At 72.7% G+C, this 19,604-nt stretch carries 18 protein-coding genes; 7 read left to right on the forward strand and 11 right to left on the reverse strand.

All coding sequences use genetic code 11. The features are described from left to right. Positions 1–3: 3 nt before the first annotated feature. The 4 genes from ABZ783_RS02105 to ABZ783_RS02120 all read right to left on the reverse strand — a co-directional run bounded on the left by ABZ783_RS02105 (position 4) and on the right by ABZ783_RS02120 (position 3,832). Positions 4–963 carry a VWA domain-containing protein gene (locus ABZ783_RS02105; RefSeq protein ID WP_357433814.1) on the reverse strand — a complete coding sequence of 320 codons (960 nt, stop codon included), beginning with the start codon at positions 961–963 and terminating at the stop codon, positions 4–6. Further along, positions 960–2,027, reverse strand: a complete 1,068-nt coding sequence (locus tag ABZ783_RS02110; RefSeq protein WP_357433816.1) for a DUF58 domain-containing protein — start codon at positions 2,025–2,027, stop codon at positions 960–962. The genes ABZ783_RS02105 and ABZ783_RS02110 overlap by 4 nt, the downstream gene beginning before the upstream one ends. Then, complete coding sequence (locus ABZ783_RS02115) at positions 2,024–3,073, reverse strand: MoxR family ATPase (protein WP_073832460.1); 1,050 nt, start codon at positions 3,071–3,073, stop codon at positions 2,024–2,026. The genes ABZ783_RS02110 and ABZ783_RS02115 overlap by 4 nt, the downstream gene beginning before the upstream one ends. 219 nt (positions 3,074–3,292) lie before the next feature. Then, positions 3,293–3,832, reverse strand: a complete 540-nt coding sequence (locus ABZ783_RS02120; RefSeq protein WP_357433818.1) for a hypothetical protein — start codon at positions 3,830–3,832, stop codon at positions 3,293–3,295. 364 nt (positions 3,833–4,196) lie between these two features. On the opposite strand from ABZ783_RS02120, the gene ABZ783_RS02125 reads away from it, so the two are divergent. Further along, on the forward strand, positions 4,197–5,186 hold the full coding sequence (locus ABZ783_RS02125; protein ID WP_357434298.1) for an endonuclease/exonuclease/phosphatase family protein: 990 nt from the start codon (positions 4,197–4,199) through the stop codon (positions 5,184–5,186). Positions 5,187–5,231: 45 nt separating this feature from the next. Here ABZ783_RS02125 and cimA read toward each other — a convergent pair whose 3' ends face one another. After that, on the reverse strand, positions 5,232–6,812 hold the full coding sequence (cimA, locus tag ABZ783_RS02130; protein ID WP_357433820.1) for a citramalate synthase: 1,581 nt from the start codon (positions 6,810–6,812) through the stop codon (positions 5,232–5,234). 361 nt (positions 6,813–7,173) lie between these two features. Between cimA and ABZ783_RS02135 the strand changes: the two genes are divergently transcribed. The 4 genes from ABZ783_RS02135 (at position 7,174) to ABZ783_RS02150 (ending at position 9,622) form a co-directional block, all read left to right on the forward strand. Beyond that, entirely contained in the window at positions 7,174–7,734 is a 561-nt protein-coding gene (locus ABZ783_RS02135) for a peroxiredoxin (RefSeq protein ID WP_357433822.1), read from the forward strand. Between the two features lie 2 nt (positions 7,735–7,736). Then, entirely contained in the window at positions 7,737–8,267 is a 531-nt protein-coding gene (locus ABZ783_RS02140; protein ID WP_357433824.1) for a carboxymuconolactone decarboxylase family protein, read from the forward strand. An 87-nt stretch (positions 8,268–8,354) separates the two neighbouring features. Further along, positions 8,355–8,813, forward strand: coding sequence for a PRC-barrel domain-containing protein (locus ABZ783_RS02145; protein WP_357433826.1), 459 nt, complete (start codon positions 8,355–8,357; stop codon positions 8,811–8,813). A 68-nt stretch (positions 8,814–8,881) separates the two neighbouring features. Beyond that, positions 8,882–9,622 carry a tyrosine-protein phosphatase gene (locus ABZ783_RS02150; RefSeq protein WP_357433828.1) on the forward strand — a complete coding sequence of 247 codons (741 nt, stop codon included), beginning with the start codon at positions 8,882–8,884 and terminating at the stop codon, positions 9,620–9,622. Between the two features lie 173 nt (positions 9,623–9,795). Here ABZ783_RS02150 and ABZ783_RS02155 read toward each other — a convergent pair whose 3' ends face one another. Together ABZ783_RS02155 and ABZ783_RS02160 are read right to left on the reverse strand one after the other, a co-directional pair. Then, positions 9,796–10,893: a branched-chain amino acid aminotransferase gene (locus ABZ783_RS02155; RefSeq protein WP_357433830.1), complete on the reverse strand. Its 1,098-nt coding sequence runs from the start codon at positions 10,891–10,893 to the stop codon at positions 9,796–9,798. Positions 10,894–11,094: 201 nt separating this feature from the next. Continuing rightward, a complete protein-coding gene (locus tag ABZ783_RS02160; RefSeq protein WP_357433832.1) occupies positions 11,095–12,126 on the reverse strand; it encodes a 3-isopropylmalate dehydrogenase in 1,032 nt (343 codons plus the stop codon). Between the two features lie 224 nt (positions 12,127–12,350). On the opposite strand from ABZ783_RS02160, the gene ABZ783_RS02165 reads away from it, so the two are divergent. Both ABZ783_RS02165 and ABZ783_RS02170 read left to right on the forward strand, forming a co-directional pair. Further along, positions 12,351–13,226 (forward strand): FAD:protein FMN transferase, encoded by an 876-nt coding sequence (locus ABZ783_RS02165; protein WP_357433834.1) that lies wholly within the window; start codon positions 12,351–12,353, stop codon positions 13,224–13,226. Between the two features lie 339 nt (positions 13,227–13,565). Continuing rightward, positions 13,566–13,922 carry a hypothetical protein gene (locus ABZ783_RS02170; RefSeq protein WP_357433836.1) on the forward strand — a complete coding sequence of 119 codons (357 nt, stop codon included), beginning with the start codon at positions 13,566–13,568 and terminating at the stop codon, positions 13,920–13,922. 59 nt (positions 13,923–13,981) lie between these two features. Here ABZ783_RS02170 and serA read toward each other — a convergent pair whose 3' ends face one another. The 4 genes from serA to ABZ783_RS02190 all read right to left on the reverse strand — a co-directional run bounded on the left by serA (position 13,982) and on the right by ABZ783_RS02190 (position 19,584). Then, positions 13,982–15,580 carry a phosphoglycerate dehydrogenase gene (serA, locus tag ABZ783_RS02175; RefSeq protein ID WP_357433838.1) on the reverse strand — a complete coding sequence of 533 codons (1,599 nt, stop codon included), beginning with the start codon at positions 15,578–15,580 and terminating at the stop codon, positions 13,982–13,984. 427 nt (positions 15,581–16,007) lie between these two features. Beyond that, positions 16,008–17,021, reverse strand: coding sequence for a ketol-acid reductoisomerase (gene ilvC / locus ABZ783_RS02180; RefSeq protein WP_357433840.1), 1,014 nt, complete (start codon positions 17,019–17,021; stop codon positions 16,008–16,010). An 89-nt stretch (positions 17,022–17,110) separates the two neighbouring features. Beyond that, positions 17,111–17,626: an acetolactate synthase small subunit gene (ilvN, locus tag ABZ783_RS02185; protein ID WP_073832451.1), complete on the reverse strand. Its 516-nt coding sequence runs from the start codon at positions 17,624–17,626 to the stop codon at positions 17,111–17,113. 80 nt (positions 17,627–17,706) lie between these two features. After that, the gene (locus ABZ783_RS02190) at positions 17,707–19,584 is read right to left on the reverse strand and encodes an acetolactate synthase large subunit (protein WP_357433842.1); all 1,878 of its coding nucleotides are present in this window, start codon (positions 19,582–19,584) and stop codon (positions 17,707–17,709) included. Positions 19,585–19,604 lie beyond the last annotated feature (20 nt).

A 19,604-nucleotide genomic window follows, 5' to 3' on the forward strand; every position in this document is an offset into this window, starting at 1 on the left:
GGGTCAGGGCAGCCGGGAGAACCACCGCAGGGATCCGGCGGCCGCACCCATGGCGAAGACCAGCCCCAGGCCGATGAAGCGGGCGGAGATGTCCTGCCGTTCCTTGCGATAGCCGACCGAGGTGCCGATGTCCTCGTAGACGGCGCGCAGCTCGGCGCTGGTGGACGCCTCGTGGAAGCCACCCCCGGTCTCGTCGGCGACCGCCTTGAGGGTCTGCCCGTCCACCGGCACCTGGATCGCCCGCCCGCCCCGGTCGACGAAGCCGGACGGGGTGCCGAAGGAGATGGTGTGCACCGGGACCTTCGCCGCCACGGCCTGGGCGGCGGCCTCCATCGGGTCCATGCCGGAGGTGTTCGCGCCGTCGGAGAGGATGATGATCCGGGCCGGCGGCGGATCCTTGGCCGCCTTGGCGTCCAGGCTCTTCACCGCGCCCAGGGAGGTGCTGATCGCCTCGCCGATGGCGGTGCCCTGGACGCCGGTGATCCCTTCGGCGAGCCGCCCGACGCCGTCGTGCAGCGCGTCCCGGTCGGTGCTCGGCGGGACCAGCACCGCCGCGCTGCCCGCGAAGGCGACCAGCCCGACGTTGAACTCCTTCGGCAAGCCGTCGACGAACCGGCGGGCGGCCTGCTTGGCGGCGGTCAGCCGATCCGGGTCGACGTCGCTGGCCAGCATCGAGGTGGAGACGTCCACCGCGACCATCACGGTGGCCCGTTCCCGGGGCACCCGCACTTCCGCGCTGGGTCGGGCGAAGCCGACCACCAGCAGCGCCAGCATGGCGAGGAAGAGTCCTGCCGGCACGTGCCGGCGCCAGACCGGCCGGTGCGGCGCGACCCGGTCCAGCAGTCGCAGGTTGGTGAACCGGACCGCGTACCGACTCTGCCGGCGCTGCATCATCAGGTAGCCGGCGACGAGCGCGGCGACGCCGAGCAGCAGCCAGAGCCGGGCGGGTGACTGCCAGGTCACGCGGCACCTCCCCGGTTCGGGGCCGGCGCGGCGGCCAGCCGGCGCTGGGCGTGCACGTGCCGCACGATGTCCGCACTCCAGTCCCGGTCGGTACGCAGCGCCAGGTGGTTGGCCCCGCACCGGCGCAGCGTGGCGCGTACCTGGTCGCGTTGGGCGGCGGCGGCCTGCGCGTACCGCTCCCGCAGGGTCCGGTCGCCGGTCCACACCTCGCGCCGCCGGCCGGTCTCCGGGTCGACCAGGGTCACCAGGCCGACGTCCGGCAGTTCCAGCTCGCGCGGGTCGGTCACCTCCACGGCGAGCACCTGGTGCCGGACGGCGAGCCGGCGCAGGAGGACCTCCCAGGGCGGCGCGGCGTCCGGGTCGTCGGGCAGCCCGTCGAGGAAGTCGGAGACCACCACCACCAGGCCCCGCCCCCGGGCCACCCGCCCGACCCCGTCGAGCCCGTCGGCCAGCCCGGGTGGGGCGGCGCCGGCGGCAGGTCGCGACGCGTCGAACTGAGGCCGCCGTTGCGGTGCGGCGTCCGCGGCAGCGGGCTGTCCCGCCACGTCGTATCCGCCGACGCGGGGCGCGGCCAGCAGGGTGCGCAGCAGCCCGAGCAGGTGGGTACGCCCACCCCGGGCCGGGAACCGGCGTACGCCCTCCGGGGCGAGCACCAGCGCGCCGAGGCGGCTGCCGACGCCGGCGGTGAGGAAGCCGACCGCTGCCACGGCGGCCACCGCGAGTTCCCGTTTGTCCAGAGTGGCCGTGCCGTACTCCATGCTGGGACTGGCGTCGACCAGCAGCCAGGTGGTCAGCTCCCGGTCGGCGTCGACCTCGCGTACGTGCGGGACGGTGGTCCGGGCGGTGACGGCCCAGTCCATCCGGCGTACCTCGTCCTCGCCGGGGCGGTACTCGCGGCTGCCGGCCACCTCGCTGCCCGGGCCGGGCAGCAGACCGCGGTACTGGCCGTGCAGCAGCCCGTCGAGCCGGCGGGTGACGGTCAGTTCCAGCCGGCGCAACCGCTCGTCGGGGGCGAGGTCCGCCAGGCCGGGATCGGGCAGGGTCGGTGCGGCCCGGCGCCTCATGCCGCCGCCAGGTCGGGCGCCGTCTCGGGGTGGCCGGCGACCACCCGCGGCGGCGGCACCGCCTCGATCAGCCGGCGTACCACCGCCTCGGCGGAGACGCCGTCGGCCACCGCGTCGAAGGAGAGCACCAGCCGGTGGGCGAGCACGTCGACGGCCAACTCCCGAACGTCCTCCGGAAGCACGTACTCCCGGCCCCGGATGAGCGCCTGGGCGCGGGCGGCGGCGACCAGGCCGAGGGTGGCCCGGGGACTCGCCCCGTACGCCAGCAGCGGCGCGATCTCGGGCAGCCCAAACCGGCCCGGGTCGCGGGTAGCGAGGATGAGCCGGACGACGTACTCGGCGAGCGCGTGGTGGACGAAGATGTCGCTGGCCCGGCGCTGGAGTTCTCGCAGCCGGGCCGGGTCGAGCACCGGCCGGGCCGTCGGCCGGTCGCTGCTCATCCGGTAGAGGATGGCCAGCTCGTCGGCGTCGGTCGGGTAGTCGACCACGATCTTCATGAGGAAGCGGTCCCGCTGCGCCTCGGGAAGCTGGTAGACGCCCTCCGACTCGATCGGGTTCTGGGTGGCGAGCACCAGGAACGGGTCGGGGACGGACCAGGTCCGGCCGCCGATCGAGACCTGCCGCTCGGCCATCGCCTCCAGCAGGGCCGACTGCACCTTCGCCGGGGCGCGGTTGATCTCGTCGGCGAGCACCAGGTTCGCCATGATCGGGCCCAGTTCGACGTCGAAGGCCTCGGTGGAGGCCCGATAGATCCGGGTGCCGACGATGTCCGAGGGGACCAGGTCGGGGGTGAACTGGATCCGGGAGAACGTGCCGCCGACGACGGTGGCGAGGGTCTGCGCCGCGAGGGTCTTCGCGACCCCCGGCACGCCCTCCAAGAGGCAGTGGCCGTCGGCGATCAGGGCGGTGAGCAGGCGTTCGACGAGGCGATCCTGCCCGACGATCACGCGTTTGACCTCGAAGAGGGTCTGTTCCAGCTCGGCGCTGCTCGCATCGGCATCCACCGGGCTGGGCACGCTGGCCAGGGTGTCCGAGATGTCCGTCACGGTGCTTGCTTCCCGAGCCGGCCCGGCGGCAAACGTCGGATTATCGGCCCCTCGGCGGTCGTTCCTGAGCCGGACGGGGAGGACACCCCCAGCCGGGCACCAACCGGGTGAGCGGGTGCGGGCGGCGCAGCTGGGCGCAGACGGGTCGCCGTCGCGGCGGCCGGGGGCGACGAACGGCGCTGGCCCCCGCCGGAGCGGGGGCCAGCGCGGCGGGGCGGGTCAGTTGGCGATGACGATGTGGAACGGCCTGTCCGCGTACCCGCCGGAGGAGCTGCGGGTCTGGACGAAGACCGCGTTCGGGATCAGGGTCCGGGGCGCGGCCGAGATCTCGCCGCCCGGGGGGACGTTGGCCGGGTCGTTGGTGCCGATGGTCGCGTTGTACGCCTTGAGACGCACGTCGTAGTCGAGCGTCACCTGATACTGCCCCGCGAACTGGCCCGGCAGATTGCTGGCGAACTTCGTGACAGCGGTGACGTTGGCCGAGTGCTGGAGCAGGGTGCCGTTGCTGCTGACGACGGCCCAGGCGACCGTGCCGGCGGCGGGCGGGGCGAGGGTCGCCCGCAGCGCGGACTTCGCCGCCCGGGCCTCGGCGGCGGTCACCGGGGGCTGCTGGCCGGGCTGCCGGGCGCCGGGCTGGGCGACCTCGGCCGGAGCCTTCGCCGCCGGGTGGGCGGCGGCCGCGATGCCCCCGCCGGCCAAGGTGAGGGTCAGGACGCCAAGCGCTACCACCGCCGCCTTGCGTCTGAGGAATATGGCCATGACAGGTCTCCCTTTTGTGACCGTGACGAGCTGGCCGACCCGCGATTGACGAGCCGGATGACTACTGCCGGAGAGCCGGGCACAGAAACCTGCGGGCCATCGGGAAGCCCGCGCGTTTTTTCCGCACCGTCAAGGTTGACACTCAACCTTCTGCACCCAGCTTGACCTGGTCTTACTACCGAGAGTCGCGACGTCTCAACCACGTGGAAGTTAGCACCGGAAAATGCTGAGGGTCAATAGCGCCCATTTGCGTGTCGACTCGCGATTGGCGACCCGAAAACTGTGAAAGGTGAATCGGAGACCATTCGTGAAATGGTGATGCGGGCACCGTGGCGGCACCCGGCGCGGTACGGTGACGGCCGTGATCACCACCACGGACGCGGGACGGGCCACCGTCCGGACGCGCCGGATCGCCACCACCGCCTGCTGGCTCACCGTCGCGCCGGTGGCCGCCTGGGCCGTGCTCCGGCTGGCCGGACTGGAGCGCGGGCCGCTGGTGCAGGCGGTCGCCTTCACGCCGTACGTCGCCGCCGCGTCCCTGGTGCCGCTGGTGCTGGCGCTCGCGCTGCGGCGCCGCGCTGCGGCGGTGGTCGCGGCGGTCATCGCGTTGGCGCTGGTCGGGGTGGTGGCGCCCCGCGCGGTCGCCGCCGGGCAGCCCGAGGTCGGTGGCCCCACGCTTCGCCTGCTCACCGCCAACCTGCTGGTGGGCGGCGCCGACCCGGCCAGGCTGGTCGAGCTGGTCCGCGCGCATCGGGTGGACGTGCTGGCCGTGCAGGAGTTCACCCCCGGGATCGCGGCCGAACTGGACCGCCTCGGGCTGGCCACCCTGCTCCCCTACCAGGAGCTCAACCCCGAGGTCGGCACCACCGGCTCCGGGCTGTACGCGCGCTTCCCGCTCAGCGAGGGCGGGTTCCGGCGCAACCCGGGCTTCGCCTTTACCCAGGCGTACGGGACCCTGGCGGTGCCGGGCGCGCCACCCCTGCGGGTGGAATCCGCGCACCCGGCCGCCCCGTACGCCGTCGAGGCGCTCCCCGACTGGTGGACCGACCTGCGGGGGCAGCCGCCCGCCACACCCCGGGGACGGCTGAGCATCCTGGCCGGGGACTTCAACGCCACTCTCGACCACGCGCCGCTGCGGGAGCTGATCGCCACCGGCTACGTCGACGCCGCCGACGCGGCCGGCGCCGGGCTCGCCGGCACCTGGGGCCCGTACGACGGGGACCTGATCCCGCCGGTCACCATCGACCACGTGCTGGTGGACCGGCGCATCGCGGTCCGCTCGGTGGCCGTGCACCCCGTCCCCGGCAGCGACCACCGGGCCGTCCTCGCCGAGCTGCGCCTGCCCGCCGCGTGAGCAGGGGCGTCTGGTTGACCTCAGGCGTTGAGCGGGACCCCCTCCTTACACCCGGGCCCGGTCCAGGCCGTAGGTGAGCGCGTCGACGAGGGCGTGCCAGCTCGCCTCGACCACGTTGGGGTGCACACCGACGGTGGTCCAGTCGCGGCCCGCGCCGGCGGTCTCCACCAGCACCCGGGTCACCGCGCCGGTGCCGTGGCTGCCCTCCAGGATCCGGACCTTGTAGTCGGCCAGCTCGAAGTCGCGCAGCTCCGGATAGTGCCGGGCCAGCCCCACCCGCAGCGCCTCGTCCAGGGCGTTGACCGGGCCGTTCCCCTCGGCGGTGGCGATCACCCGCTCGCCGCGTACCCGGATCTTGACGGTGGCCTCGGAGACCACCGCGCCGTCCTCGCGGTGCTCGACCAGCACCCGGTAGGACTCCAGGGCGAACGGCCGGGGCGCGGCGCGGCCGGGCAGCTCGGCGCGGACCAGCAGCTCGAACGACGCGTCGGCGGCCTCGAACGACCAGCCGCCGGCCTCCAGCTCCTTGACCCGCCTGGTGACGGTGGACAGCGCCTCCGGATGGCCGGCCAGGTCCAGCCCGAGCTCACGGCTCTTGAGCTCGATGCTGGCCCGGCCGGCCATCTCGGTCACCAGGATCCGCATGTCGTTGCCCACCACCGACGGGTCCACGTGGTTGTAGAGCAACGGGTCGACCTTGATCGCGCTCGCGTGCAGCCCGGCCTTGTGGGCGAAGGCGGCGGCCCCGACGTACGCCTGGTGGGTGTCGGGGGCGATGTTGGCGATCTCGGCGATGGCGTGCGAGACCCGCACCATCTGTTCCAGGCAGCCCTCCGGCAGGACGGGCAGCCCGAGCTTGAGCTGGAGGTTGGCGACCACCGCGAAGATGTCGGCGTTGCCGGGGCGCTCGCCGTACCCGTTGGCGGTGCCCTGGAAGTGTCGGACGCCGGCCTCGACCGCGGCGATCGTGTTGGCCACCGCGCAGGCGGTGTCGTTCTGGCAGTGGATGCCGAGCAGCTCCGGCGCCACGCCGGTGCGCGCGGTGACGTCGGCGATGGCGGCGGTGATCTGGGACGGCAGCATCCCGCCGTTGGTGTCGCAGAGCACGAACCGCTCGGCGCCGGCGGCCAGCGCCGTCTCCAGCACCGCCGCGGTGTACGCCGGGTCGTGCCGGTAGCCGTCGAAGAAGTGCTCCCCGTCGACGAAGACCCGCCGGCCCTGCCGCACCAGGTGCGCGACCGTGTCCCGGACCATCGCCAGGTTCTCCTCGGCGGTGGTGCGCAGCGCCCGCTCGACGTGCCGCAGGTCCGCCTTGGCGACCAGGGCCACCGCCGGGGTCTCCGCGTCGAGCAGCCCGCGCACCTGCGGGTCGGCGTTGACCGCCACCCCGACCTTGCGGGTGGCCCCGAACGCGACCAGGATCGCGTGCTTCAGCTTCAGCTCGGTGCGCGCGCGCCGGAAGAACTCGGTGTCCTTGGGCACCGCGCCGGGCCAGCCGCCCTCGATGAAGCCGACCCCGAGGTCGTCCAGCAGGCGGGCCACCGCCAGCTTGTCGACCACCGAGTAGCTGAGCCCCTCGCGCTGGGCGCCGTCGCGCAGCGTCGTGTCGTACACCTGGAAGGTCATGGGAGTCCTCTTCTCGAGCCTTGAGGGGAGCAACAAAAAGACCCCCCGCGGATGCGGGAGGTCTGCGCGCTCGGCGAGAGGGAAGCCGGCGCGCTAGTTGCCAATAATCAGGGCGGAGCTGGTCACGGTCCGTACTCTGCCACCCCGATCCTGGTTTTGGGAGGCATAATCCACATGCCGGGACGGTGACGGAGGGTGTTAGCACCCGATTGAGGGACGACCTGCGGCAGAACCCCCCGGCTCGTGATCGACTTCACAAGTCATCCGGCCGCTATCAAGCGGAAACGACGCTGCGGCAATATCTGGAACCGATCCAGTTACCGGCCTCGCGCCGCTGACAAGCCGTTGTCAAGGAGGACCTGTGCTCACTGTCGGTGACCGCTTCCCCGAGTACGAACTCACCGCCTGCGTGTCGCTGGACGCCGACAAGGCGTTCGAGACGATCGACCACAAGTCCCACCAGGGCAAGTGGCGGGTGGTCTTCTTCTGGCCGAAGGACTTCACCTTCATCTGCCCCACCGAGATCGCCGAGTTCGGCCGACTCAACGGCGAGTTCGCCGACCGGGACGCCCAGGTGCTCGGCGTCTCCGTGGACAACGAGTTCGTCCACTACGCGTGGCGCAAGGACCACCCGGACCTGCGCGAGTTGCCCTTCCCGATGCTCAGTGACATCAAGCGCGAGCTGACCGCCGCCTGCGGCGTGCTCGGCGCGGACGGCGTCGCGCAGCGGGCCACCTTCATCGTCGACCCGGACAACGAGATCCAGTTCGCCATGGTGACCGCCGGCTCGGTCGGCCGGAACGTCTCCGAGGTGCTGCGGGTGCTGGACGCGCTGCAGACCGACGAGCTCTGCCCGTGCAACTGGAACAAGGGTGGCGCGACCCTGGACGCCAACGCGCTGCTCGCCGGCGCCGGGGCCTGACCATGGGCCTGGACGCGGTGAAGGCGGCTCTGCCCGAGTACGCCAAGGACATCCGGCTCAATCTCGGCTCCACCATCACCACCTCGACCCTGAAGCCGGAGCAGGCCTGGGGCACCGCCCTGGCCTGCGCGGTGGCGGCCCGCAACCCGGTGGTGCTCAGGGAGATCGCCGCCGAGGCGGCCGGTCACCTGACGCCGGAGGCGGTCGAGGCGGCCAAGGGCGCCGCCACCATCATGGCGATGAACAACATCTACTACCGGGCCAAGCACCTGATCGGCGACGAGCAGTACGCGTCGCTGCCGGCCCGGCTGCGGATGCAGATCATCGCCCGGCCGGGGGTGGAGAAGGGCGACTTCGAGCTCTGGTGCCTCGCCGTCTCGGCGATCACCGGCTGCGGGGTCTGCCTGGAGTCGCACGAGAAGACCCTGCGCAGCGCCGGGTTCAGCCGCGAGCAGGTGCACGAGGGGCTGCGCATCGCGGCCGTCGTGCACGCCGCCGCGGTGGCTCTGGACGCGGAGGCCGCCCTGTCCTGAGCGGCCGGTGTAGCGACCTCCACACCCGGGTACGAAGGATCCGACAGCGCACATCCCCCGAGAAAGTCGAGAAAGGGAGTGAACGCCATGGAGCGGCTCGACCCTCGAACGACCCACGGGACGCCGGACCCGCTCACCTACGGTGATCAGAGCGCCTTCGTGGGCGGCACGCCCGCGGGACGCTTCGACCCGTGGAGCTACCGGGACGGGGCCGGGGTGACCGGCATCGACCTGGTCGGCTACAAGGTGGAGGCGACCGACGGCGGGATCGGCAAGGTGGACCGGGCCAGCCACGAGGTGAACTCCAGTTACCTGGTGGTCGACACCGGGCCATGGATCTTCGGCAAGAAGGTCATGCTGCCGGCCGGCACCGTCAACCACGTCGACCACGACGAGCGGAAGGTATACGTCGACCGGAGCAAGGACCAGATCAAGGCCGCGCCCGAGTACGACGAGAGCACCGACACCGATCCGGCGTACCGGGACAAGCTCGGCGGGTACTACGACGACACCTACTCGTCGATCCCGCCGGGTACCGCCCGGTGACGGAGGGCGCCTGCCACTGACGGCCGGCGGGGCACATCGGGGCCCCGCCGGCCGTTACCGTGTCAGGGGTGGACGCCACGGACACCCCTCAGCGCAACCCCTTCCCCGCCCTGTTCAACTTTCGCGACGTGGGCGGGCTGACCGGCCACGACGGGCGGACCGTCCGCCGGGGCCGGCTCTACCGCTCCGACTCCCTGCACCGGATCGACGAGACCGACCGGGAAATGTTCACCGCCCTCGGCATCCGCACCGTCATCGACCTGCGCCGCCCCACCGAGGTGGCCCGCGACGGCCGGGTGCCCGCATACGACGGCCTGACCTACCGGCACATCCACCCCGAACACGACGACTGGGCCGGAATCCCCTACGACCCGCAGGAGAGCCTGCCCCGCTGGCTCGCCGACCGGTACGCGGCCCTGGCCCAGACGGGCACCGCCGGGCTGGCCGAGGCGATCGGGCTGATCGCGGACAGCGCCACCGCGCCGGTGGTGGTGCACTGCGTGGCCGGCAAGGACCGGACCGGGATCGTCTGCGCGCTCACCCTCGCGGTGCTCGGCGTGGCCGACGAGGACATCGTCGCCGACTACGCGTTGAGCACCGAGGCGTCCGAGCGGTTCAGCGCCTGGGTCGCCGCGGCGCTGCCCGAGGCCGCGCAGCCGCCCCGCCCGTACCTCGCCTCCCCCGCCGAGGCGATGACCATCTTCCTCACCGAGCTGCGCGCGGGCCACGGCTCCGTGGAGGGCTACCTGCACCGCGCCGGCCTGACCGACGCGCAGCTGACCGCCCTCCGCGCCCACCTCCTCGCCTAACCCCCCACCCCCAGATGTTGATCAAGAAGTTTGCGTCTGATTCCGGCGCGCCGACGCAGACTTCTTGATCAACGACAGGGTGCCGCCGGAAGCAGGCCGACGGTGGCGGGCACGACGAGATACGGCCGGCACCGTCGGAGACGGTGCCGGCCGTGCCGGATCCAGGGGGCAGGTCAGAGGACTCGCTGCACCCAGCCGTGCCGGTCCTCGGCGCGGCCGCGCTGGATGTCGACCAGCCGCTGCCGCAGGGCTATCGTGGAGCGCCCGGACTCCCCACCGCCGATGAGGAACTCGCCGTCGGGGAAGCGCACCCCGCCAATCGGGGTGATCACCGCGGCGGTGCCACAGGCGAAGACCTCGCGCAGCCGGCCGCTGGCCGCGTCCGCCTGCCAGTCGGCGAAGCTGACCGGCCGCTCCTCGACCCGGTGCCCCGACTCGGCCGCCAGGGTGAGGATCGCGTCCCGGGTGATGCCCGGCAGGATGGTGCCGGTCAGCGGCGGGGTGACCAGGGTGTCGTCGTCGTAGACGAAGAAGACGTTCATGCCGCCCAACTCGTCGACGAAGCGCCGCTCCACCGCGTCCAGGAAGACCACCTGGTCGCAGCCCGCCTCGATCGCCTCGGCCTGGGCCACCAGCGAGCTGGCGTAGTTGCCGCCGCACTTGGCCGCGCCGGTGCCGCCCGGGGCCGCCCGGGTGTAGTCCGGGGAGACCCAGACCGTGATCGGCTTGACCCCGCCCGGGAAGTACGCCCCCGCGGGCGAGGCGATCACCGCGTAGAGGTACTCGTTGGCCGGCCGCACCCCGAGGAAGACCTCGCTGGCGAACATGAACGGCCGCAGGTAGAGGCTGCCGTCCTCGGCCTCCGGGATCCACTCCCGGTCGATCTCGACCAGCCGGCGCAGCGACTCGACGAAGGTCTCCGTCGACAGCTCGGGCATCGCCAGCCGCCGGGCGGAGGCGGCGAAGCGGGCGGCGTTCGCCTCGGGGCGGAACAGGGTCACCGACCCGTCCGCGCCCCGGTACGCCTTCAGCCCCTCGAAGATCTCCTGCGCGTAGTGCAGGACGGCGGCGGCCGGGTCCATCGGGATCGGCGCGCGCGCCTCCACCCGGGGGTCGTACCAGCCCTTCCCGTCGGCGTACCGGATCGTCACCATGTGGTCGGTGAACACCCGACCGAACCCGGGGTTCGCCAGCAGGGCGGCCCGGTCGGCGGCGGATACCGGCGCGGGATTCGGACGGATCTCGAAATCGAGCTTGTCACCACCGCTCATCGCGCTGACCTCCCTGCGGGTCCACGGCATGCGTTGTCGCAGGCCGACGTCATTGGTGCCAGAAACTTACCCCGAACGGTCGTTCAGCGGATAGCTCCTGCCCGCCACATCGAGCGCACCGAACGGCGACTCGGGATGGGCGGGCGGAGCGGGCCCGGGGACGGGTCTGGCGGCCCGACGCCGGGCCGTGGACGGCCCTGGTCAGGCTACGGCGTAGCCGGCGAGCCGGTCGCCGACCTCCTCGGTGCGCAGCGGCGCACCCGGCGTACGGCCGGCCAGCTCGGCGCCGACCGCGGCGGTGACCCGCGCGGCGGCGTCGGCGTGCCCGAGCTGGTCGAGCAGCAGCGCGGCCGAGAGCACCGCGGCGACCGGGTCGGCGACGCCGCGGCCGGCGATGTCCGGCGCGGAGCCGTGCACCGGCTCGAACATCGACGGGTAGCGCCCCTCCGGGTTGATGCAACCGCTGGCCGCGAGGCCGATGCCGCCGGTCACCGCGGCGGCGATGTCGGTGAGGATGTCGCCGAACAGGTTGTCGGTGACCACCACGTCGTACCGCTGCGGGTTGGTCACCAGGAACATCGCGGCGGCGTCGACGTGCTGGTACTCGGTGGCCACGTCGGGGTGCTCGGCGGCGACGGCCTCGAAGGTGCGTGCCCACAGCGAGCCGGCGTGGGTCAGCACGTTGGTCTTGTGCACCAGGGTGACCTTGCGGCGCTCCCGGCGGCCGGCCCGGGCGAAGGCGTCCCGGATCACCCGCTCGACGCCGTGCCGGGTGTTGAGGCTCTCCTCGGTGGCCACTTCGGCCGGGGTGTTCCGGTGCAGCGAACCGCCGGCGCCGGCATACAGGCCCTCGGTCCCCTCGCGGACCACGACCAGGTCGACCTCGCCCGGCTTGACGGCGGCCAGCGGGGCGGACACGCCCGGCCAGAGCCGCGACGGGCGCAGGTTGACGTACTGGTCGAAGGCGAAGCGGAGCTTGAGCAGCAGGCCACGCTCCAGCACGCCCGGCGGCACGGTGGGATCGCCGACCGCGCCGAGCAGGATCGCGTCGTGCCCGGCCAGCTCGTCGAGGACCGAGTCGGGCAGCACCTCGCCGGTGCGGTGGTAGCGGGCGGCGCCGAGGTCGTACTCGGTGGCCGTCACGCCGGGGAGCACGGCGTCGATGACCTTGCGGGCCTGCGCGACCACCTCGGGTCCGATCCCGTCTCCGGCCACCACCGCGATCCGTGCCACCACACGCTCCTCAACTCGTCGGTCCCGGCAACGGTACGCCGTCGTCCCGGTTCCCGGTACGCGCCTTCCAACATTCGGGATATCCGGATGCTCAGGAGTCTCCCAGGTGGCATTCATGGTGCAGTCATCTCCGCTGCCTAGGGTCGGAGACGTCCGGGTCGGACGGGGGCCCGGGACCGGCTTCGCCGCGGCGCTGCGGCGTCGTCAGCGAGGGAGCGGATGCGATGCGGATCGACGAGCAGCGACCGGCCCGGTGGGCCGACGAGCAACCCCGGACCCGGTGGATCGACCAGGCCGCCTTCCGCAGCCACCGCCCCGACCTGCGCCTCGGCGCCCGCAGCCACCGGCTGGACCGGGCCGGCGGCACCGCGGTCGACCGGATCAGCGTCCGGCACACCGTCCGCACCTCCACCGCCGAATACTCTCTGCTCTTGAACGCGCCCGAGTGGCTGGGCCACCGGGGCGTCGGCGAGGCGATGCGGGACGCGGTCGCCGAACTGCGCGCCATCGACCTCACGTACGGGCCGAACCAGCCGGACAGCCTGGTGTCGAAGCTGCGGCGGGGCGAGATCAGCCCCGAGTCGTACCCGCCGCTGGCGGACCTCGTGAACCGCTGCGCCGCGATGCGGGCGGCGACCGACGGGTGGTTCGACGCCTGGGCGGTGCCGGGCGGCTTCGACCCGGGTGGCCTGCTCAACGGCTGGGCGGTGGAACGCGCCGCGGCCCGGTTGCGCGCCGCCGGCGTCCACGACTACGCCGTGCTCTGCGGCGCCGACCTCACCGTACGCGGGCACGCCGCGCACGGCGGCCCGTGGCGGGTGGCCGTGCACCATCCCACGGACGCGCAGCGGGCGCCGCTGGTGCTGGAGATGACGGCCGGCGCGGTGGGCACCTCCGGGGTGTCCGGACGCCAGGGGCACGTGGTGGACCCGCACACCGGTGAGCCCGCCGACCAACTCGTCGCCGCCACCGTGGTGGGACCGGACCTCACGGTGGCCGACGCCTACGCCACCGCCCTGTACGCCGCCGGGCCGGCCGGGCTGGCCTGGTTCCGCAACGGTTCGGACTACCGGGCGCTCTTCGCCCACCGCCGGCGCTGAACGCGTCGACACTCGACACCCGTCGCCCCGTCTTCGCACCCGGGACGCGGGCCGCGATCGGCCCCCACGGTCTCGGCAACGACCGTGGGGGCCGGTCAGCGACGAGTGCGCGTGGCTCGCGCAACCGAGGGGTGCGGACCTGATTGGGCCGGGCGTCCGACCGCGCCACCCGAAGACGGGCCGGAGTCTCAACTCAGTCCGTGACCGCACAGGTACGCTAGCCAATCGACGTAACTCGACGCAAGAGGCTCCACAGCGGACCGTCATCCCAGCCCGCGCACACTGGCCAGCGGCGGGGCAGGCGTGACGGCGCGGACCGGGGATGGCACGCTGTCCGCCGTGAGTTTCGATCTGAGCGTGTGGGCCCTGCCGGCCGGAGCCACGCCCGACGACGTACGGGCGGCGGTGCAGCGGTGCCGCGAAGGACGGCACGGCGAGCGTCACCCCGACCCGAGGGTGGTCGGTTTCTACCGGGCGATCACGGCCGCCTATCCCGACCGCCCGGCCCGCCCGGGCACGCCCTGGGCGGTCGCCCCGCTGCACGCGGCCGCCGACCACGTGGAGATGAACCTCATCCCCACCTGCGAGGACCAGGTGCTGCTCGACATCGAGCGGCTGGCCGGCGAGCACGACCTGATGCTCTACGACGTCCAGGACGGCACGGTCTACCCGCCGCCCACCCGCGTCACCCGCTGATCGCCGGGTACGACGAGGGCCCGGCCGTGCGGCCGGGCCCCGGGTTCGTCGTGTGTGGACTACTCGTCGCGCAGGTCGGCCGCGCTGGCCGCGACCGCGCCGATCGAGTCGGCGGCCGAGCTGAGCAGGTCCGCGCCGAGCGCCTGGTCGACGGTGAGCGTCATCAGCGTCTCGCCACCGGCCTCCCGACGGGCGACCTGCATGGCGGCGATGTTGACGCCGGCCTCGCCGAGCAGGGTACCGACGGTGCCGACCACGCCCGGCCGGTCGACGTAGCGCAGGAAGACCAGGATGCCCTCCGCGCCGATCTCGACGTCGAAACCGTCCACCTCGGTCAGCTTGAGGACGTCCCGGGCGCCAGCCTGGGTCAGGGTGCCCGAGACGCTGACCGTCCGCCCGTCCGGCAGGGCGCCGCGTACGGTCACCAGGTTGGGGTGGTCGATCGTCTCGGCCTGCGCGGTCAGGGTCACCTCGACCCCGCGCTCGGCGGCCAGGTGCGGCGCGTTGACGTAGGTGACCTGCTCCTCCACCACCGAGCTGAACAGCCCCTTGGTGGCGGCGAGCTTGAGCACCGACACGTCGTGGTTGACGATCTCGCCGCGCACCTCGACGGTGACGCTGGCGGCCACCCCGCCGGCCACCGCGGTGAAGGCCCGGCCCAGCTTCTCGGCCAGCGGCAGCAGCGGCCGGACGTCCTCGGCGACCACCCCGCCGGCCTGCACGTTCACCGCGTCCGGCACGAACTCGCCCTGGAGCGCCAGCTTGACGCTCTTGGCCACGGCCAGGCCGGCCTTGTCCTGCGCCTCGTGGGTGGAGGCGCCCAGGTGCGGGGTGGCCACCACGTTGTCGAAGGCGAACAGCGGCGAGGAGGTGCAGGGCTCCTTGGCGTAGACGTCGATGCCGGCGCCACCGACCCGGCCCTCGGCGATCGCGTCCGCCAGCGCCTGCTCGTCGACCAGGCCACCCCGGGCGGCGTTGACGATCCGCACGCCCGGCTTGACGATCGCCAGTTCCTTCTCGCCGATCAGACCCACCGTCTCCGGCGTCTTGGGCAGGTGGATCGAGATGAAGTCGCTCTCCCGCAGCAGCTCCTCCAGCCCGACCAGGCGGACGCCGAGCTGGGCGGCGCGGGCCGGCTGGATGTACGGGTCGTACGCGATCAACCGGGTGCCGAAGGCGGCGATGCGCTGCGCGAAGAGCACGCCGATGCGGCCGAGGCCGACCACGCCCACGGTCTTGCCCTGGAGCTCCACGCCGGTGTACTTGGACCGCTTCCACTCCCCCGCCTTGAGCGCCGCGCTGGCGCTGGCGGTGTTGCGCGCCACGGCGAGCAGCAGCGCGACGGCCTGCTCGGCGGCGGAGACGATGTTGGAGGTGGGCGCGTTGACGACCATGACGCCCCGGGCGGTGGCGGCCGGCACCTCGACGTTGTCCAGGCCCACGCCGGCCCGGGCGACCACCTTCAGGCGCGGCGCGGCGGCGATCGCCTCGGCGTCGATCTGGGTGGCACTGCGTACGATCACCGCGTCGGCCTCGGAGAGCGCGGACAGCAGGGCCGGACGGTCGGTGCCGTCGACGTGGCGCACGTCGAAGTCGTGCGCAAGCACCTCGATGGCGGCAGGGGCGAGTTCTTCGGCGATCAGTACGACAGGATTCATCGGTCCTCGTAGACGCTCGTATGCGGTCGGCCTGGCACGCCCGGACGCCGCGCTGCGTCCTGCGCTGAACCGTGCCGTGGCCGTTCGGTGCCGGCTACGCACCTATCAGCGATCGTAGGGTGCACCCCGGCCAGCATGTCCCGGAGTATGGGGTGAGCGCCCTCACACAGCCATCCGTATCGCGCTGCCGCGCCGGCTGGCCCGGCCCGCCCCGTTCCGGAGCGGCCCGCGGCTGGCCGAGGCGTTGGTCACCCGGTCCCAGCAGGTGAGCCTCCTCCGGCACGGCCCGGCACACAGCCGCCGCCGCGATCCGCCCGCCCCCGTCCACGACGAGGCCGTCCCGATCGAGGAGCGGGCGGGATGACGGCAGTGGCCGCGTCCGGCGCCGGGGAGAGCGCCGGGCGCGGCCACCCGGTTGCCGGAGCCGTCAGGCGGTCTCGGTGATGGGCCGGTCGACCCAGCTCATCATGGCGCGCAGCTTCTGCCCGGTCTCCTCGATCGGGTGCGCCGCGCCCTCGGCCCGCCACTTGGCGAAGTTCGGCCGGCCGGCCTCGTCCTCGGCGACCCACTCGCGGGCGAACTCGCCGGACTGGATCTCGCCGAGGATCTTGCGCATCTCCTCCTTGACCCGGGAGTCGATGACCCGGGGGCCGCGGGAGAGGTCGCCGTACTCGGCGGTGTCCGAGATGCTGTAGCGCATCCGGGCGATGCCGCCCTCGTACATCAGGTCGACGATGAGCTTCAGCTCGTGCAGGCACTCGAAGTAGGCCACCTCGGGGGCGTACCCGGCCTCGGTGAGCACCTCGAAGCCGGTCTGCACCAGCGCCGCGGCACCGCCGCAGAGCACCGCCTGCTCGCCGAACAGGTCGGTCTCGGTCTCCTCGGTGAAGGTGGTCTTGATCGCGCCGGCCCGGGTGCCGCCGATCGCCTTCGCGTAGGCCAGGGCCAGGCCGAAGGCGGTGCCGCTGGCGTCCTGCTCGACGGCGACCAGGCAGGGCACACCCTTGCCGTCGACGTACTGGCGGCGGACCAGGTGACCCGGGCCCTTCGGCGCGACCATCGCCACGTCCACGTCGGCCGGCGGCTTGATCAGGCCGTACCGGATGTTGAAGCCGTGGCCGAAGAAGAGCGCCTTGCCGGGGGCGAGGTTGGGCGCGATCGCCTCGGCGTACAGGCCGCGCTGGGCGGTGTCCGGCGCCAGGATCATGATCACGTCGGCCTCGGCCGCCGCCTCGGCCGGCGTGAGCACCCGCAGGCCCTGCTCCTCGGCCTTCGGCCGGCTCTTCGAACCGGCGGGCAGGCCGATCACCACGTCGACGCCGGAGTCGCGCAGCGACAGCGCGTGGGCGTGGCCCTGGCTGCCGTACCCGATCACGGCGACCTTGCGGCCCTGGATCAGACCCAGGTCGGCGTCGTCGTCGTAGTACACCTCAACGCTCATTTACTTCCCTTTCGTACGGCGGTGCCCGGCGGCCCGTCGTGGACTTGTGCGGTGGTTCCAGCGGCGCGCGGCGCCGGCACGGTCGGGTCTCAGGCGGCGCGCAGCGCCGGGCCGGCGGTGATGGAGCGCGAGCCGCGCCCGATCGCCACCGTGCCGGACTGCACCATCTCCTTGATGCCGAAGGGTTCGAGGTCGCGCAGCAGCGCGTCGAGCTTGTCCGGGGTGCCGGTGGCCTCGATGGTCAACGTGTCCGGGGCGACGTCGACCACCCGCGCCCGGAACAGGTTCACCGTCTCCAGCACCTGGCCACGGGCGTTGCGGTCCGCGCGGACCTTGACCAGCAGCAGCTCCCGGGCCACCGAGACCTGCGGGTCCAGCTCAACGATCTTGAGTACGTTGACCAGCTTGTTGAGCTGCTTGGTCACCTGCTCCAGCGGAGACGACTCGGCGTTGACCACGATGGTGATCCGGGAGACGTCCGGGTTCTCGGTCTCCCCCACGGCGAGGCTGTCGATGTTGAAGCCGCGCCGGGAGAACAGCCCGGAGACCCGGGCCAGGACACCCGGCTTGTTCTCCACGAGCACGGACAGCGTGTGCATGGTCATGCCACGACCTCGCTCCGCTCGGTCGCGTCATGACGCGACATGGGGCTGAGTTCGATGATTCGCTCGCTGCGCTCGCTCATTTAGAGTTCGTCCTCGTCGAAGGCGGGGCGGACGCCCCGGGCGAACATGATCTCGTCGTTGCTGGTGCCGGCGGCGACCATCGGCCAGACCATGGCGTCCTTGCCGACCACGAAGTCGATGACCACCGGGGCGTCGTTGATCGCCATGGCCGCCTCGATGACCTTGTCCACGTCGGCGGCGCTCTCGCAGCGCAGGCCGACGCAGCCCAACGCCTCGGCGAGCTTGACGAAATCCGGGATGCGGTGCTTGTGGGTGCCCAGCTCGGTGTTGGAGTAACGCTCCCCGTAGAACAGGGTCTGCCACTGCCGGACCATGCCCAGGTTGCCGTTGTTGATCACTGCGACCTTGATCGGGATGCCCTCGAGCGCGCAGGTGGCCAGCTCCTGATTGGTCATCTGGAAGCAGCCGTCGCCGTCCACCGCCCAGACCGTGGTGTCCGGCTTGCCGACCTTGGCGCCCATCGCCGCCGGGACGGCGTATCCCATGGTGCCGAGGCCGCCGGAGTTGAGCCAGGTGTACGGCTTCTCGTACGAGATGAACTGGCTGGCCCACATCTGATGCTGGCCGACGCCCGCCACGTAGACGGTGTCCGGGCCGGCGATCTCGCCCAGCCGCTTGATCACGTACTGCGGCGACAGGGTGCCGTCGGCCGGCTCCTCGTATCCGAGCGGGTACCGCTGGCGCAGGTCGTCGAGCTGGTTCCACCAGTCGCCGAGGTCGGCCGCCGGTCGGGCCGCCTGCTCGGTGGTGACGGCGGCGATCAGCTCGTCGATCACGTGCCGGGCGTCGCCGACGATCGGCACGTCCGCGTGCCGGTTCTTGCCGATCTCGGCCGGGTCGATGTCGGCGTGCACCACGGCGGCGTCCGGCGCGAAGGAGTCGAGGCGACCGGTGACCCGGTCGTCGAAGCGGGCCCCGAGCGCCACGATCAGGTCGGCCTTCTGCAGGCCGTAGACCGCGGCGACGGTGCCGTGCATGCCGGGCATGCCCAGGTGCTGCCGGTGCGAGTCGGGGAACGCGCCGAGCGCCATCAGGGTGGTGACCACCGGGATGCCGGTCAGCTCGGCCAGCCGGCGCAGCCCCTCGGTGGCGCCGGCCTTGAGCACGCCGCCGCCGACGTAGAGCACCGGGCGGCGGGCGGTGGTCATCAGCCGGGCCGCCTCGCGGATCTGCTTGCCGTGCGGGTGCAGGGTCGGTCGGTAGCCGGGCAGGTCGAGGGTGGGCGGCCAGGCGAAGGTGGTCTGCGCCTGGAGGACGTCCTTGGGGATGTCCACCAGGACCGGGCCCGGCCGGCCGGTCGCGGCCAGGTGGAACGCCTCGGCCAGCACCTGCGGGATCTCGTCGGCGGTCTGCACCAGGAAGTTGTGCTTGGTGATCGGCAGGGTGATGCCCTGGATGTCCGCTTCCTGGAAGGCGTCCGTGCCGATCGCCGGACGCGCGACCTGGCCGGTGATCGCCACCATGGGCACCGAGTCCATGTACGCGTCGGCGATCGGGGTGACCAGGTTGGTCGCGCCCGGGCCGGAGGTGGCCATGCAGACCCCGACCTTGCCGGTCGCCTGGGCGTACCCGGTGGCGGCGTGGCCGGCGCCCTGCTCGTGGCGGACCAGGATGTGCCGGACGGCGGAGTCGTAGAGCGGGTCGTACGCCGGCAGGATCGCGCCGCCCGGAATGCCGAAGACGACGTCGACGCCGAGGGCCTCAAGTGACCGCACCAGCGATCCGGCGCCGGAGACCTGCGCCGAGGCGGGCTGCCGTACGGCCGGGGTGGACCCGTTGCGGGGGGTGGTGGCGTGGTCGGCGGCAGCGGCCGGCTCGGTGGCCGGGCGGGCTCGCCGGACGGAGTGGGCGAGGGTCTCGGGCGTGGGTCTCGTCATGGCGGTTCAAGCCTTCGGCT

The organism is Micromonospora sp. NPDC047738, from assembly GCF_040642675.1.
Taxonomy (GTDB): domain Bacteria; phylum Actinomycetota; class Actinomycetes; order Mycobacteriales; family Micromonosporaceae; genus Micromonospora.

Coding starts and splice junctions, on each gene's coding strand:
- ABZ783_RS02190 (WP_357433842.1), bottom strand. CDS start 19,584: ATGACGAGACCCACGCCCGAGACCCTCGCCCACTCCGTCCGGCGAGCC.
- cimA (WP_357433820.1), bottom strand. CDS start 6,812: ATGACCTTCCAGGTGTACGACACGACGCTGCGCGACGGCGCCCAGCGC.
- ABZ783_RS02155 (WP_357433830.1), bottom strand. CDS start 10,893: ATGAGCGGTGGTGACAAGCTCGATTTCGAGATCCGTCCGAATCCCGCG.
- ilvN (WP_073832451.1), bottom strand. CDS start 17,626: ATGACCATGCACACGCTGTCCGTGCTCGTGGAGAACAAGCCGGGTGTC.
- ABZ783_RS02110 (WP_357433816.1), bottom strand. CDS start 2,027: ATGAGGCGCCGGGCCGCACCGACCCTGCCCGATCCCGGCCTGGCGGAC.
- serA (WP_357433838.1), bottom strand. CDS start 15,580: ATGAATCCTGTCGTACTGATCGCCGAAGAACTCGCCCCTGCCGCCATC.
- ABZ783_RS02145 (WP_357433826.1), top strand. CDS start 8,355: ATGGAGCGGCTCGACCCTCGAACGACCCACGGGACGCCGGACCCGCTC.
- ABZ783_RS02140 (WP_357433824.1), top strand. CDS start 7,737: ATGGGCCTGGACGCGGTGAAGGCGGCTCTGCCCGAGTACGCCAAGGAC.
- ABZ783_RS02165 (WP_357433834.1), top strand. CDS start 12,351: ATGCGGATCGACGAGCAGCGACCGGCCCGGTGGGCCGACGAGCAACCC.
- ilvC (WP_357433840.1), bottom strand. CDS start 17,021: ATGAGCGTTGAGGTGTACTACGACGACGACGCCGACCTGGGTCTGATC.
- ABZ783_RS02120 (WP_357433818.1), bottom strand. CDS start 3,832: ATGGCCATATTCCTCAGACGCAAGGCGGCGGTGGTAGCGCTTGGCGTC.